Genomic DNA, 14,375 nt, shown 5'->3' on the forward strand with positions numbered 1-14,375 from the left:
GTTATTGCCAAAACACCGGCACCCAAACCCTAAGACTTCCCTGGCCAGGCTGCGGGCCACTTGTCTAATATATTAATGATCAAACGCGCTGATGGTGGCCCCAGGCACAACCTCCTCAAGCGGGGCTTAACTATCCCGCGTTAAGCGTTTGCTGCCCGTTCGGCCATCTGGCTTTGTCTCCTCCCCCCATGCCCCTCGTTATGAGTCAGCTATGAGTCAGCCCAATCCCAACTCCGGCACCAGCAAATCGGTTGAAATTGTGGTGGGGTTGCTGGTGCCCCCCCTGCTGCTTGGCATTTTGGCCGCCCGCGCCCTCACCGATGGGCTGACCCAGGCCGGTTTGGCCAGCGAGCAGATCTTCTCGGGCGAACGGCTGCCCAACCTCAACCTGCACCACCCTGCCCAGGCTGCCGCCGCCGCCCATACCACCGTCGAATAAGCACCTGCTTTTCCCCAATCCCGGCCCTAAAATTTTCCTGACCTAGGGGGTAACCGCCTGTGCTACCGTCGATCTAGCAACCTCAACCGCCCAGGGCGATCGCTGTAACTTTTCAAATTGTTCATCCAGATAAACTTCTTCCGGCCAGGGTAATCCTATAGAATCGTTGCGATATCGCCGTTCTCTCTCTTCCATACCCATGAGTTCAACGCTCCACTCTTCCGGGGATACCCGGCCCGCAGCTCAAACCGATCCAGCTGGCCCTCCGACCTCTGTGGATAACCAGCCCTCTCGGCAAGACCTGCTGTTGCGCCATCGGCTGCGGGTAGTCGAAGACCTGTGGGAGAACGTGCTCGAACATGCCTGCGGTCCCGAGCTACTGAAGTTGCTCCAGCAGCTGCGGCGCATGTGTTCCCCTGAGGGGCAGGCCCCCACTGCCGAAGAGGCCAGGGTCAAGGCCGTCGTCGACGTGGTCGAGGCCCTCGACCTAGAAGACGCCATTCGCGCCTCGCGGGCCTTTGCTCTCTACTTTCAGCTGATCAACATCGTAGAGCAGCACTATGAGCAACGAGGCCAGCAGCAGCAGTACCGAGCTGCCTACGAAACCTCAGAACTAGCCCAGCGATCGGGGCATACCCCCTTCCCTGGCCCTGCCAATGGCAGCGATGGAGCCACTTACTCCGACGCTAAAAGCAGTTTCTTCCAGGCCGACTTGCTCAGCCGCAGCATTGCCGAACCCCCCGGTGGGCGCAAAGAAGCCGGTACTTTCCACTGGCTATTCCCCACCCTCAAGCGGCTCAACGTGCCGCCCCAGGTGATTCAAGACCTGATCGATCAGCTCGACGTGCGGCTGGTGTTTACCGCCCACCCCACCGAAATTGTGCGCCACACCATCCGCGATAAGCAGCGCCGCATTGCCAGCATTTTGCGCCAGATGGACCAGGCCGAAGAGAGTGCCCAAACCCTGGGTCTGGCCTCGTCATGGGAGATGGAAGAACTCAAAGACCAACTCACCGAAGAGATTCGCCTCTGGTGGCGCACCGACGAACTGCACCAGTTTAAGCCCTCGGTGCTCGACGAGGTCGACTACACCCTGCACTACTTCAACGTGGTGCTATTTGAGGCGCTACCGCAGCTCTATCAACGGTTTGACCGGGCGATCGCCACCACCTTCCCCGAGCTTGACCCACCCCGCCATCGCTTCTGCCGGTTTGGCTCCTGGGTGGGTTCTGACCGCGACGGCAACCCCTCCGTCACCCCCGAAGTCACCTGGAAAACCGCCTGCTATCAGCGCAATATGGTGCTGAGCAAGTACATTGCCTCGGTGGATAAGCTAACCGAGCTGCTCAGCCTGTCGCTGCACTGGAGCGAGGTTTTGCCCGAGTTACTAGAGTCGCTTGAGCAAGACCAGGTCAAAATGCCTGACATCTATGACGAGCTAGCCATTCGCTACCGTCAAGAACCCTACCGTCTCAAGCTGGCCTACATTAAACAGCGGCTCAAAAATACTCACGATCGCAGTCTGCGACTCTACCAGGGCGACCCCTTTGCCGACCATTCCAAAGACCCCAGTGGCGCTCCCATCTACCGCTATAGCCATGAGCTATTGGCCGAGCTCCGGCTGATTCAGCGCAACCTTGAGGCCACCGGCCTCAACTGCCAAGACCTCAGCACCCTAATTTGCCAGGTCGAAATCTTTGGCTTTAACCTGGCCCAGCTCGACCTGCGCCAGGAGAGCACGCGCCACTCCGATGCCCTGGACGAGATCGCCCAGTACCTGCAAATTTTGCCTCAGCCCTACAGCGATCTGCCCGAGGCTGAAAAAATTGATTGGCTGGTCAGCGAACTCAAAACCCGCCGCCCCCTCACCCCCCGCGAGCTGCCGTTCTCTGACAAAACCCGCGAAACCATTGCCACTTTGCACATGGTGCGCCAGCTGCACCAAGAGTTTGGCCCCGACATCTGCGGCAGCTACGTGATCAGCATGAGCCACACCGTCAGCGACCTACTAGAGGTGCTGCTGCTGGCCAAAGAAGCCGGTCTCTACGACCCCGCCACCGAGCTGAGCAGTCTCCAGCCAGTGCCCCTGTTTGAAACCGTCGAAGACCTCCAGCGGGCTCCAGCGGTGATGGATGCTCTCTTTCAAATTCCCCTGTACCGCAATCTGCTCCAGGGGCAAGCCGCTCAGCCTGCCGAACAAGGCCCTGGCAGTGTAGCCACCCCCCGCGCCGTCCCCCTACAAGAGGTGATGCTGGGCTACTCCGACAGCAACAAAGACTCTGGCTTTCTCAGCAGCAACTGGGAAATTCACAAAGCCCAGCAGTCGCTGCAAACCACCGCCGATCGCTACGGCGTGTCGCTACGCATTTTCCACGGGCGCGGGGGCTCGGTGGGGCGCGGCGGCGGCCCCGCCTACGAGGCGATTTTGGCCCAGCCGGGGCGCAGCATCAAGGGCCGGATCAAAATTACCGAGCAGGGCGAGGTGCTGGCCTCTAAGTACAACCTCGCCGACCTGGCTCTCTACAACCTCGAAACCGTCACTACCGCTGTGATTCAGGCCAGCCTGCTGAGCAACAGCGTCGACGACATTCAGCCCTGGAAGGAAACCATGGAGGAGTTGGCCACCCGCTCCCGCAGCCACTACCGCCAGCTGATCTACGAAGACCCCGACCTAGTCAACTTCTTCCACCAGGTCACCCCCATTCAAGAGATCAGCCAGCTCCAGATCAGCTCTCGCCCCGCCCGACGCGGTGGCAAAAAAGACCTCAGCAGCCTGCGGGCCATTCCCTGGGTCTTTAGCTGGACCCAGGCGCGATTCTTGCTGCCCTCCTGGTATGGCGTCGGCACCGCCCTGCAAGAATTTATGGACGAGTCGCCCGAAGAGCACCTTAAGGTCATGCGCTATTTCTACAGCAAGTGGCCGTTCTTTAAGATGGTGATCTCAAAGGTTGAGATGACCCTGGCCAAGGTCGATCTGCAAATTGCCGAGCACTACGTGCGCGAGCTGACCAACCCCGACGACAAAGAGCGCTTCCTCAAGTTGTTTGAGGCAATCTCCCAGGAGTTTTACCTGACCCGCGATATGGTGCTGCGCATTACCGACCACGAGCGCCTGCTCGATGGCGATCCCGATTTGCAGCGATCGGTCTACCTGCGCAACGGTACCATTGTGCCCCTGGGTTTCTTGCAGGTGGCCCTGCTCAAGCGTCTGCGCCAGTACAAAGACCAGGCCGCTACGGGCATTATTCGCTCGCGCTACAGCCAGGGCGAGCTGCTGCGCGGCGCACTGCTGACCATCAACGGCATCGCCGCTGGCATGCGAAATACAGGCTGATGGCAATGGCTGAAAAACTTTTTTTCCAGTGGTGGGCACTGTTCACCACTGGAAAAACCTAGTTTAGCTGAGCTTGCTGGGCAACCTGATAGGCGGCCTCAGCCTCTCGCCGCAGCTGGTTAGACTCGGTTTGGGCGTCTTGGCCCAGTTGCTCAATGCTAGTGGCCATTTCATAGGCTGCTTGGCCCAACTGCTTGGCTTTTTCAAGTTTGGTGCTAAATTCCTCGGCAACTGATTCAATTTCAGCAAACAGAGCTTTGTACTCCTCTGGTGGACTGTCCAGCCAGGCTTGGAAGTCTTGGGGCTTTGCTGTCAGCAGAGTCAGCGCTGTTTCCCATGAGGTCTTGAAGCTGAAATTAAGTGCCTTTAGCGACTCATGCTTAGCTCTGAGTTGCTTGAGGGTGGAGACCTGAGCTAGAGCATAGACCTCAGCTTTTAACTCAGGGATGGTTTTCGCGGGGGCTGGATCGCCGACTGGTCTAGTTTCCAAAAATGCGATCGCATTTTGCCAAGAGGTTTTGAGGCTCAGGTTGAGCTGAGCGATCGCTCCATACTTCGCCTTTAACTGCTGGGTAGTGGTCACTCCTCCCAGCTCGTAGGCTTTGGCTTTTAAGTCGTTAATTCTCATGGCGGCGACCATCACGGCGAATTTCTACAATACCTAGCTTGGTCTGCTTGCGGAGTTGAGATAGTTCTAACGTTAGCGCCTCATTTTCACTACGCAGTTGCTGGTTCTCCTGTGTAGCGTGGGTAAGTTGTTGACGCAGTTCTTCTGCCGCCGCTCGGGCTGCATCACGCTCGTTCCGAAAGCGAGTGGTATGGGCAACGCGACCGCCAAGGCGCTGATTATTTTTGGCAAGTTCCTGTCTACGCTTGGCAACTTTCTCAAATTCTTGCTTGAGAGTCTCAAATTCCTGGAGTAAGTCGCTGTAAGCTTTGGCCTGTTCAGCCTCAGCTCTAAGGGTCTCGTTTTCAGTTTCGAGGATAGAGATGCGGTTTTGCAGCGCTTGGATATCCTGGTCTTTGCCAAAAATAATTTCCTGAAACGCCTGGATGATCTTCTGAAATTTATTCTTAGTATGGGCAAGATCTTGGACTTCGTTCTGCAGCTCGGCGATGTGGCGATTGAGAAAGCCCGCCCGCCGCTGGAGCACCTGGGCAGTGCACTGGTACTTAATGACCGCGATGACCTGGCTGCGTTCCGGTTCGTCTAGCAGCACGACTTCATGACTGGCGCGAAGACTGTCGTAGTTAGTGCAATCGTGGCGCAAACGTGGGGTCTCAATATGGCCAGGAGAAGAGACGATGCTCAGATTTTTGAGGCGTACCTTGCTATGCCAGTAGTCAAAGAGTTCTTTTGAATCGTTCATCACGGCGATCGCGGCGTTGGTTGTCAACTGATTTAGGTTCAGAATACCCGCCTGCCTTTGAATCTAAGGCTTTCCCTGAGTTCCTTTACTCAGTCTCTATAGACTTAATGATCAAATCAACCATTGCGGTAGATGGATATGCCTTCTTTGTTGATGTGCTGCCTGAGTGATTCGCAAGGGATCATGCCATAGGCTACAAAGTTAAAAAAGTAGGGCAAGTAGGTATCTGCTTCAATGTCAAACTTTAGCCGAGCCGCCAAGGCTGAAGTGACGCCGTCGCCCTTGATTGCAATATCTACATCCGAGGCAGGTTTCTGGGTGCAGAGGGCGCGGGAGCCAAACAAAATGGCCTCTTCTATCTCTGGGTAGGCGGCGATGAACTGAACGATGTCTTTGAGTTGTTGCTTAGAGAGGCCATAGCTCATGGCTTGGCTGAATTCGCTGTGAAATGCCTGCACCAGGGGTATAAACTCATCTCGAATGAACGTGATCATCTCTTGCAAGACGGCTGTGTCGTAAACATGGTTGGTCATATTGCGTCGGGCAATGGTGGCCATCCAGTCTTCAGGGCTAGTAATCATCCCCGCCTGAAACGCTACTCGCACCGTTTGTTTACTATTGCTAAGGCCGCTGTAGCCGTCATACTCCAGATACTCTTTCATCGTTCTCCAAGCGATCTCAAAGGTGAACGCAAAGGCCTGAATCAGGGCGATTTGAACGACCTCGTCATCGGGGGCGGTCTGGTAGCGCTCAAACACGCGGCCAAAGGTCTGGTAGGCCTCGTCAAAGTTTTGAAACCGTTGCACCCAGCGTAGATCGTGGCTCATGCTGCATCATTGATAAGTGAGCGGCGGGTTTGCTGAGAATCAAGGTGTAATAGCGTGGCCGTCTCGGCTGTCTACGGTCGGGCAAGATGCCCACCCCACGCACCGTGGTTTCAATCAATATCACGATTCTTTAGCTAAATCTCAAGATCTCGCAAAGCCGCCGTTGATGCAGACTAAGCCCCGGTAATACCTGGCTTTTGGTCAGCTATTGAGAATTTCTTGCCAACAATCTTGTTTACAGCAAAATTTGGTGTGTTGAAATCTGAACCATGCAGTAAGCTTATCGGCAGGCTCAGGGTAATGGTGGCTGAAATCGCCCCATGCGACAGATGCAGGTCGGTATCAAGCAGCCCAACACAAGCGGCCAACACAACAAGTTTGCAGGTTTGAGGAGTAACTCCATGAAAAGCTTAGGGCGTTGGATAGGGCATACGGCAGGGGCCGCCCTGTTGGCGACGGCAGCTACCGTCACAGGCGCGGCGATCGCACCCGAAGCCGCCCAGGCCCAGGTGGCCTATGGTAGCTATGTGGGTATAGGTGCCGGTATTGGCGTCACCAACGATGCGGCCACCGGCCAGGGCAGCGGGATGCAGGGGGTAATCTCCGGGCGCTACCGCCTGTTGCAATATCCGGTGTCGCTGCGAGCCCAGGCGTTTCTATTTGGCGGCGAGTTTGCCTTTGTGCCCACCGTTTCCTACGACGTGCCTCTGAGCTGGAATACCGATGTCTATGTGGGGGCAGGCGCGTCCTTTGTGGGCGGCGGCAACAATCCTTCCATCGTGGGCGACAAAACCTCTTTTGTGCTGCAACCCGGCATTGACTATCTGTTCCCCAACAGCAATATGGTGGCCTTTGGCAACGCAATTTTTGCCTTCGATGCCTACCGTCAGGGCGGCAACATGGCCGTCTCGGTACAGGGCGGCGTCGGCATCCAGTTCTAGCAACTGCGCCAATCCTCAACTGAAACTTCAAAGCGCTCGTGGCCCTAGGGGTTGCACGGGTGCTTTTTTTTGGGTGGCAGGTGTCGGGTGGCAGGTGGCAGGTGTCGGGCAAAACCGTGAACCATGACCTGTGAACCGTGAACCTAAACAACCCACCCCTGCCCCTCCCACGAGGGGATGCCGAAACCGTGAACCCGATACCCAATACCCGATACCCGATACCCGCCCCAACCAGGACAAATGTATTAAGATCGACTGAACTCACACAGAGGATTGGCCAATGGGGATGAGTCAACCGCTGGGGTCAGTGATCCAGGGTTCGCTGAGTCAGGGGCTGGAGGTGCGGCTGCACCCCGATATCTCGGTGGAAGATATGCGGGTGGGCAAGTTTCTGGTGGTGCAGGGGCGGCGATCGCAGTTTTTCTGCATGCTCACCGATGTCACCCTGGGCACGGGTAGCCAGCGCATTTTGGCTCATCCGCCGGAGCCGACGAATCTGTTTTTGCAGGAGGTGCTGGCGGGTACGGGTACCTACGGCACGATCAACCTGACGCCGATGCTGATGTTTACGCAGCAGGAGGGTGAGGGGGTGAAGGGTGAAGGGGGGAAGGGTGAGGGGGTGAAGGGTAGAGGGGCTGACAGTAGCTATGGGTCGATGGCGGTGCAGAGCAACGCCGATGTGGAGCTGCTGCCGGTGAAGACGATTCCAGCGCACTTTAGCCAGGTTTATGACGCTAGCGATCGCGACTTTCGCATCATCTTTGGCTGGGAGGATGACCCCCATCGGCGCAACTTTGCGATTGGCCAGCCAATCGATATGGAGGTGCCGGTGTGCCTGGATCTAGACCGGTTTGTGGAGCGTAGCAACGGCATCTTTGGTAAGTCGGGCACGGGCAAGTCGTTTCTCACCCGGCTGCTGCTGGCGGGGGTGATTCAGCGCCAGGCGGCGGTAAATTTGATCTTTGATATGCACTCGGAGTACGGCTGGGAGGCGGTCAGCGAGGGCAAGCAGTTCAGCACCGTTAAAGGGCTGAGGCAGCTGTTTCCGGGGCAGGTGCAGATGTTTACCCTCGACCCCGAGGCCACCCAGCGGCGGGGGGTGCGCGATGCCCAGGAACTCTACATCAGCTTCGACCAGATTGATGTGGAGGACTTGAATCTGGTACGGGGGGAGTTGAACCTGTCGGAGGCCAGCCTGGAGAACGCGATTATCCTTCGCAACGAGTTTGGCAAGGGCTGGATCAACCGGCTGCTGACGATGACCAACGAGGAAATTCAGGAGTTCTGTGAGACCAAGCTGGGCAGCAAGTCGTCGATTATGGCCTTGCAGCGCAAGCTCACCCGGTTGGCCGACATTAAATATATGAAGGCGGCCAGCGGCACCAACTACATTCAGCAGATTCTCGCCGCCATTGACGACGGCAAGCATGTGGTGGTCGAGTTTGGCTCTCAGTCAAACATGCTGGCCTACATGCTGGCCACCAATGTGATCGCCCGCCGTATCCACGCCAGCTACGTGAAAAAGGCCGATCGCTACCTCCAGACCAAGAACGTGGTCGATCGCCCCCGCCAGCTGATGATCACGATCGAAGAGGCCCACCGCTTTTTGGACCCGGCCACGGCGCGGCAGACGATCTTTGGCACCATTGCCCGGGAAATGCGTAAGTACTTCGTCACCTTGCTGGTGGTCGATCAGCGGCCCTCGGGCATCGACAACGAGGTGATGTCGCAGATTGGCACCCGCATTACTGCTTTGCTCAACGACGAGAAAGACATCGACGCGATCTTTACCGGGGTGTCGGGGGGGCAGAGCCTGCGATCGGTGCTGGCCAAGCTCGACTCGAAACAGCAGGCCCTAGTGCTGGGGCACGCGGTACCGATGCCGGTGGTGGTGCGCACCCGCCCCTACGACAGCACCTTCTACGCCCAGGTGGGGGCAACGGCCTGGGAGGAACTGCCCGACGAGATGGTATTTAAAGCGTCAGAGAGGGCTCGGGCCGACCTAGGTTTCTAGGCGATCGCCGTAGCGGTGCCACCCCTGGGACGGTTTGTCCTAACGTGCTACCCTTGTGGCTAATCGTTGCTGTTGGGGTAGCAGCTTGCTACTCTAACCTTAAATTTCTAAGTATTCTTGAGACAATTGCTAAAGTAGTGAGATGTGTGCCGTGCTGCGGGCGGCAGGCAAATTTGAGTACTGTTTGAGTTCCTGCGCATTTTAACCGCAGCCGGGCCTTACCACCCGATGGGCAAATTATTAAACTGGGAAATAGGCATCTTCCCCTCTTTTGAGGCCAGGACCGACAACTTTATGGCTAACTTACCTGGGCAACCCTTAGACCGTACGGCTAACTCCGAGATTCTTCAGTATTACCAGTCACACCGACTGTTTCGCGATCGCTACCGGGTGCTTAAAAAGCTAGGTCAGGGGGGCTTTGGGGTCACCTACTTAGCTCAAAACGCCTCCTTACCAGGAGAACCCCGCTGTGTCATTAAGCAGCTCTGCCCCAAGGCAGGCAGTCAGCTCTCTCTAGAGCGGGCCAAGGTGCGGTTTCGCCGGGAGGCCAGGGCCCTGGCCAGTCTGGGTAGCCATTCTCAAATTCCGCAGCTGCTCGACTATTTCACGGCCGGGGGTGAGTTTTACCTGGTGCAAGACTACATCCACGGCGAAACCCTGGCCCAGGAGGTACGTCGCAACGGTCGGCTAACCGAGGCTCAGGTTAAATATTTCCTGCGTGAAATAATTCCGGTGGTGCGGTTTGTGCACCGTAACCGGGTGGTGCATCGCGATATTAAACCGCCCAATATCATTCGCAGTGAGCGCGATCGCCGTCTAGTGCTGATCGACTTTGGCGCTGTGCGCGAGTTTCTCTCTGACGTAGACGACTACACCTCGGTGCAGGCCCCGGCCACCCAGTTTGTGGGCACCCCCGGCTTTGCCCCGCCCGAGCAATTGGCCCTACGCCCCTGCTACGCCAGCGACATCTATGCCCTGGGCATGACCTGTCTGTACCTGCTGACCGCTCGCACCCCAATTGAGTTTGACCAAGACCCCCTCACGGGCGTAATTCGCTGGCACCACACTGTCACCGTTAGCCCCCACCTGACGACGGTGCTCGACAAAATGCTGCTGCCCGACGCCCAAGACCGTTACACCACGATCGATGAGCTAGAGCGTGCCCTAGAGCTAGAGCCTCACCTGGAGGCCCTGGCAGGCTGCATGAATACGCGCAATCACCCTCCCTTAGACGACCCCGGTGCCGATCACAGTCTCGCTGCCGACGGTTACTTGACCCCCATTCAGCGCGAGGCCCAGGCGATTCGCAAGTGGCGCACCAAACGTTCGTTTGGCTCTCAGCAGGGTCGAGCCAGGTCGGTCTATCGGCCCTAAGAAAGGTCTGGGCAGGGGGATGGGCAGGGAGGATGGGCTATTCATTCTCTAGCTTTGCTATCTCGTTAGCTAGGGTTGAGCCAGGCTAGCACTCGCTGGTTAAAATCGGCGTCGGTTTCGTCGTAGAGGCAGTGGCCGACCCCTGGCAAAACCTCGGTAGTCAGCAGGGGGCTGAGGGTCGCCAGTGCTTGGGCTTGGGCCACGGGCACTACTCGGTCTTGGTCGCCCCACAGCAGTAGCGTGGGTACCGTTAGCGCAGTCACCAGGTCTTTAATCGAGGGGCTAAAGCTGGGGTCAGTGCGCGATCGCACCAAATAGCACAGGGTTCTGGCCGCACCGCGATCGCTCGTGGGCAGCGCAAAGGAATTCACCAGGTCATCGTCTACCCGCTCGGCCACCGTATAGATGCCCGCCAGCGCTCGGCGGAGAAAGCTAGGGCGACGGACCACCCTAAACAGCGATCGCATTAGCAGCGGGTTAGCCACCAAACTCTCCACCCGCAATGCCAGCGCCGCCACCCAGCCCGCTACCAAATCTTCGCGATCGGCCCCCAGGGGCAGGGTTAACAGCGCCAACTGCTGCACCCAGGCGGGGTGATGGTGGGTGGTCGTCAGCGCCACCAGTGCCCCGAGCGAATGGCCCACCAGGGCCACCGGCTGACCAATGACTCCCTGAATAAAATCGGCTATCTGGGCTGCCCAAATTTCTGCCCCGTAGAGGGTGGCCGCCTTTTCAGAATCGCCAAACCCCAGCAGGTCAATGGCGTAGACCGGAGCGACCTGGCTGAGGGCTGGCAGGTTGTGCCGCCACTGGTTGAGATTGGCCCCAAACCCGTGAATGAGCAACACAGGGGGCACAGTCGCATCTGCTGGCCCCGGATGAAACCAGTAGCGAATGCGCCAGCCCCGCCAGTGCCAAAACCGTTGGTATCCCGTTTCACTCAGGGTCGAAGACAGGCTGCTCAGTAATGTCAAAGGTTGAGGCACAGATCAAAGCCCACTAGGGATGGTGGGCAATGCCCACCCTACGATGGTAGCTCCCTTCTCCCCTATTACCCCTCACCCCTCACCCTCCACCCTCCACCCCTCACCCCTCACCCTCCACCCTCTACCCTTCACCCTTCACCCTTCACCCTTCACCCCTCACCCCTCACCCTCCACCCCTCACCCCTCACCTCCCTATGCAGCCGCACCGCTTTAGGTCATGCTAGAGACCGAAAATGCAGTTGAGCGATTCAGGAGAAACAGCTATGGCCGAGATGGATCCTGTCAAATTGATGAAACAGGAAGTGGGTCGTCAGGCGGCGGCGCGGGTGCAGTCTAACACTGTGGTGGGCTTGGGTACCGGCTCGACTACAGCGTTTGCCATCCAGTTCATTGGTGAGCGGCTAGCCAGCGGCGAAATCAGCAATATCAAGGGCGTGCCCACCTCCTTTCAGGCGTCGGTGCTAGCCAAGCAGTACGGCATTCCCCTCACCACCCTCGATGAAGGGGATGAGATTGCCCTAGCCATCGACGGGGCCGACGAGGTTGACCCCCAGATGAACCTGGTGAAGGGAGGCGGTGCCGCCCACACCCGCGAGAAGATTGTGGACTCCCTCGCCAAAGAATTTATCGTGGTGGTGGATAGCTCGAAGCTGGTAGACAAGCTGGGCACCACCTTTGCCCTGCCCGTAGAAGTTATGCCCTTAGCGGTCACCCCCGTCACCAAGGCGCTAGAAGCTCTCGGCGGTAAGCCCGATCTGCGGATGGGCATCAAAAAAGACGGCCCGGTGATCACCGACCAGGGCAACATGATTTTGGATGTGAAATTTGATGCGATCGATGACCCCGCTGGGTTAGAAAAGACGATCAACAACATCCCCGGCGTGCTCGACAATGGCCTGTTTGTGGGCCTGGCGACCGAAGTGCTGGTGGGCGAAGTCAAAGACGGCCAGGCCAGCGTGCGTAAGCTGTAGAGATTGCAAACCTTAATTTGAAAAAAGCCGAGGGTTAGCGAAGTCGTAGCCCTCGGCTTTTTTGTGTCCATGTGGCCAAATCGTCGGGGCGTATGGCCTGCGCCCTGCTGCACCGGGGACAACCAAACCAGATTCAGGATGAGGTATGGCAGAGTTGGCAAACCCCATCAACTGTGGGCGCGATCGCCCGGTTTTTTAAGGAAATACATGGTTTTTTAGGCTCAGCGGATGGCCGTCATACACTGCTTATACCCAACCCAGCCTGGATTGGGGTTTAGTGTTCTACAACCAGCTAGCAATCAACGCGATGGTTTTTTTAGCAGATTGGCGCATTCAGGGGCGATCGCTGAGGCGATCGCTGCTGCTGGGTCTGGCGGTGTTGCTGCTGGTGCTGGTATCGCCCACCTGGGCCACAGGCGAGCGTTTAGCCCCCACCGTCGAGCCTACCGAAGCCGCAAACACCAGAGTTGAGGCCACCAGCCCCCTACCCTCAGCGGCGGTGATCGGCAACGTGGTCGATGGTTTTCCGGTGGTGCTCGATGGAGAGCCGCTTTTCTACGTCAGGCAGGGAATTGCCGGGGTAACCACCGCTGAGGAGCGGGCCGCGATTATTACCCAGCGAGTAAGGGCAATCGCCACCGATTCCAGCCTAGACCCAGACACCATTCGCGCCGAAGCCGAAGAAAATCAAAGCGTCGTGCTGGCGGGGGACACCGTGCTGTTCACTGTGCGCCAGGAGGATGTTGGGTCCTATGGTCGCTCCCATCCTGAGCTAGCTGCCGAAGCCGTAGCGCGAATTCAGCAGGGGGTGGTCAACTACCGCGAGCAGCGCAGCATTCGGCGCATCGTTACCAGCCTGGGCATGACCATTCTGAGCACCCTGGCAGTATTTCTGGTGCTGCGGGGCATCTTGTTTGGCAGTTCCAGACTGCTGACCTATATTAGACGGCGGCGCAACGCCGATACCCTGGCGATCCGGATTCAGTCGGTGCAGATTTTGGGGTCGGGGGCCACCAGTTATTTGCTCGGCGGGCTAGTGCGCCTGCTGCGCCCGGTGCTCATTTTGCTGGCGCTGTACCTATACGTGCCCTTCGTGCTGAGCCAGTTTCCAGCTACGGCAGACTTTGGCGATAGCCTGCTGCAAGATATGGCCTTTCGCCTCAGCCTGCTGGCCCAGGGGTTTGTCGCCTACCTGCCCGAGCTGGCAATGATTGGCGTGATTGCCCTGCTCACCTATTACGTGATTGAGTTTGCCCGACAGGTGATTATCGAGCTGGGCCGCCACGATGTGTATCCCTGGTTTTATCCTGAGTGGGTGCAGCCAACGGTGCGGCTGGCGGCGCTGCTGATTGTGGCGATCGCCATGGTGATCGCCGGGCCATACCTGCCGGGGTTTGGCTCCCCCGCCTTTCAGGGTATTTCGCTCTTTTTGGGGGCGCTGCTCACCCTGGGCTCGTCATCGGCGGTGGCCAACGCGCTGTCGGGGATCATTTTGATCTACACCCGCGCCTTTCAGCTCAAAGATTTTATTCGCATTGACGATATTGTGGGCGAGGTCGAAGACAAGTCGCTGTTTGTGACTCGGGTGCTCACTCCCAAGCAAGAGACCGTCACCATTCCCAATGCGTCGGTGCTCAACAGCAACGTGATCAACTACAGCGCCATCTGTCGTGAGTCTGGGGGCCATCTCCTGCTCTACACCACCATTACCCTGGGCTACGACCTACCCTGGCGCAAGGTGCACGAGGTGCTGATTGAGGCAGCGAGGGCAACTGCTGACATCGTGCTCATCCCCGCCCCCTTTGTGCTGCAAAAGGCTCTCAACGACTTTAACGTCAGCTATGAGCTAAACGCCTACACAGCCTCGCCGTCAAAAATGCCCGAAATCTACTCCCGGCTGCACCAAAACATCCAAGACCACTGCAACGCCGCCGATATCGAGATTTTGTCGCCCACCTTTTCGGCCCTGCGCGACGGCAATCACTCCACCATTCCCGCCGACTACCTGCCCGCCGACTACGCCGCCCCCGCCTTTGTGGTGCAGGGCACCAACGGTCAGCCGCCCTTAGCAGACTCTCGGTTGCAGGAGACTATGCCCGACACCAACGGTTCCTAAACC

12 protein-coding genes are annotated in these 14,375 nt (G+C 57.7%); 7 read left to right on the forward strand and 5 right to left on the reverse strand.

Going from position 1 to position 14,375, the window contains the following annotated elements; translation table 11 throughout:
* Positions 1–211: 211 nt before the first annotated feature.
* On the forward strand, positions 212–439 hold the full coding sequence (locus RRF56_RS10155; RefSeq protein ID WP_317037524.1) for a hypothetical protein: 228 nt from the start codon (positions 212–214) through the stop codon (positions 437–439).
* Between the two features lie 199 nt (positions 440–638).
* On the forward strand, positions 639–3,773 hold the full coding sequence (gene ppc / locus RRF56_RS10160; RefSeq protein ID WP_317037525.1) for a phosphoenolpyruvate carboxylase: 3,135 nt from the start codon (positions 639–641) through the stop codon (positions 3,771–3,773).
* A gap of 58 nt (positions 3,774–3,831) precedes the next feature.
* On the opposite strand, the gene RRF56_RS10165 is transcribed toward ppc, so the two are convergent.
* From RRF56_RS10165 to RRF56_RS10180, 4 genes are all read right to left on the reverse strand, one after another.
* Positions 3,832–4,401, reverse strand: coding sequence for a hypothetical protein (locus RRF56_RS10165; protein WP_317037526.1), 570 nt, complete (start codon positions 4,399–4,401; stop codon positions 3,832–3,834).
* Complete coding sequence (locus RRF56_RS10170; RefSeq protein WP_317037527.1) at positions 4,391–5,170, reverse strand: hypothetical protein; 780 nt, start codon at positions 5,168–5,170, stop codon at positions 4,391–4,393. The genes RRF56_RS10165 and RRF56_RS10170 overlap by 11 nt, the downstream gene beginning before the upstream one ends.
* A gap of 89 nt (positions 5,171–5,259) precedes the next feature.
* Entirely contained in the window at positions 5,260–5,970 is a 711-nt protein-coding gene (locus tag RRF56_RS10175; RefSeq protein ID WP_317037528.1) for an HI0074 family nucleotidyltransferase substrate-binding subunit, read from the reverse strand.
* Between the two features lie 173 nt (positions 5,971–6,143).
* Positions 6,144–6,338 (reverse strand): hypothetical protein, encoded by a 195-nt coding sequence (locus RRF56_RS10180; RefSeq protein ID WP_317037529.1) that lies wholly within the window; start codon positions 6,336–6,338, stop codon positions 6,144–6,146.
* Between the two features lie 33 nt (positions 6,339–6,371).
* Here RRF56_RS10180 and RRF56_RS10185 point away from each other — a divergent pair, with 33 nt between their 5' ends.
* The 3 genes from RRF56_RS10185 to RRF56_RS10195 all read left to right on the forward strand — a co-directional run bounded on the left by RRF56_RS10185 (position 6,372) and on the right by RRF56_RS10195 (position 10,299).
* Positions 6,372–6,911, forward strand: a complete 540-nt coding sequence (locus tag RRF56_RS10185) for a hypothetical protein (RefSeq protein ID WP_317037530.1) — start codon at positions 6,372–6,374, stop codon at positions 6,909–6,911.
* A 280-nt stretch (positions 6,912–7,191) separates the two neighbouring features.
* On the forward strand, positions 7,192–8,925 hold the full coding sequence (locus RRF56_RS10190) for a helicase HerA domain-containing protein (protein ID WP_317037531.1): 1,734 nt from the start codon (positions 7,192–7,194) through the stop codon (positions 8,923–8,925).
* 294 nt (positions 8,926–9,219) lie between these two features.
* Positions 9,220–10,299, forward strand: coding sequence for a serine/threonine-protein kinase (locus tag RRF56_RS10195; protein ID WP_317037532.1), 1,080 nt, complete (start codon positions 9,220–9,222; stop codon positions 10,297–10,299).
* Between the two features lie 65 nt (positions 10,300–10,364).
* On the opposite strand, the gene RRF56_RS10200 is transcribed toward RRF56_RS10195, so the two are convergent.
* Positions 10,365–11,285 carry an alpha/beta fold hydrolase gene (locus RRF56_RS10200; RefSeq protein ID WP_317037533.1) on the reverse strand — a complete coding sequence of 307 codons (921 nt, stop codon included), beginning with the start codon at positions 11,283–11,285 and terminating at the stop codon, positions 10,365–10,367.
* A 263-nt stretch (positions 11,286–11,548) separates the two neighbouring features.
* Here RRF56_RS10200 and rpiA point away from each other — a divergent pair, with 263 nt between their 5' ends.
* Entirely contained in the window at positions 11,549–12,256 is a 708-nt protein-coding gene (rpiA, locus tag RRF56_RS10205) for a ribose-5-phosphate isomerase RpiA (RefSeq protein ID WP_317037534.1), read from the forward strand.
* A 307-nt stretch (positions 12,257–12,563) separates the two neighbouring features.
* A complete protein-coding gene (locus tag RRF56_RS10210; RefSeq protein ID WP_317037535.1) occupies positions 12,564–14,372 on the forward strand; it encodes a mechanosensitive ion channel family protein in 1,809 nt (602 codons plus the stop codon).
* The last annotated feature ends 3 nt before the right edge of the window (positions 14,373–14,375 follow it).

This window comes from Nodosilinea sp. E11 (assembly GCF_032813545.1).
In the GTDB taxonomy this organism is placed as follows: domain Bacteria; phylum Cyanobacteriota; class Cyanobacteriia; order Phormidesmidales; family Phormidesmidaceae; genus Nodosilinea.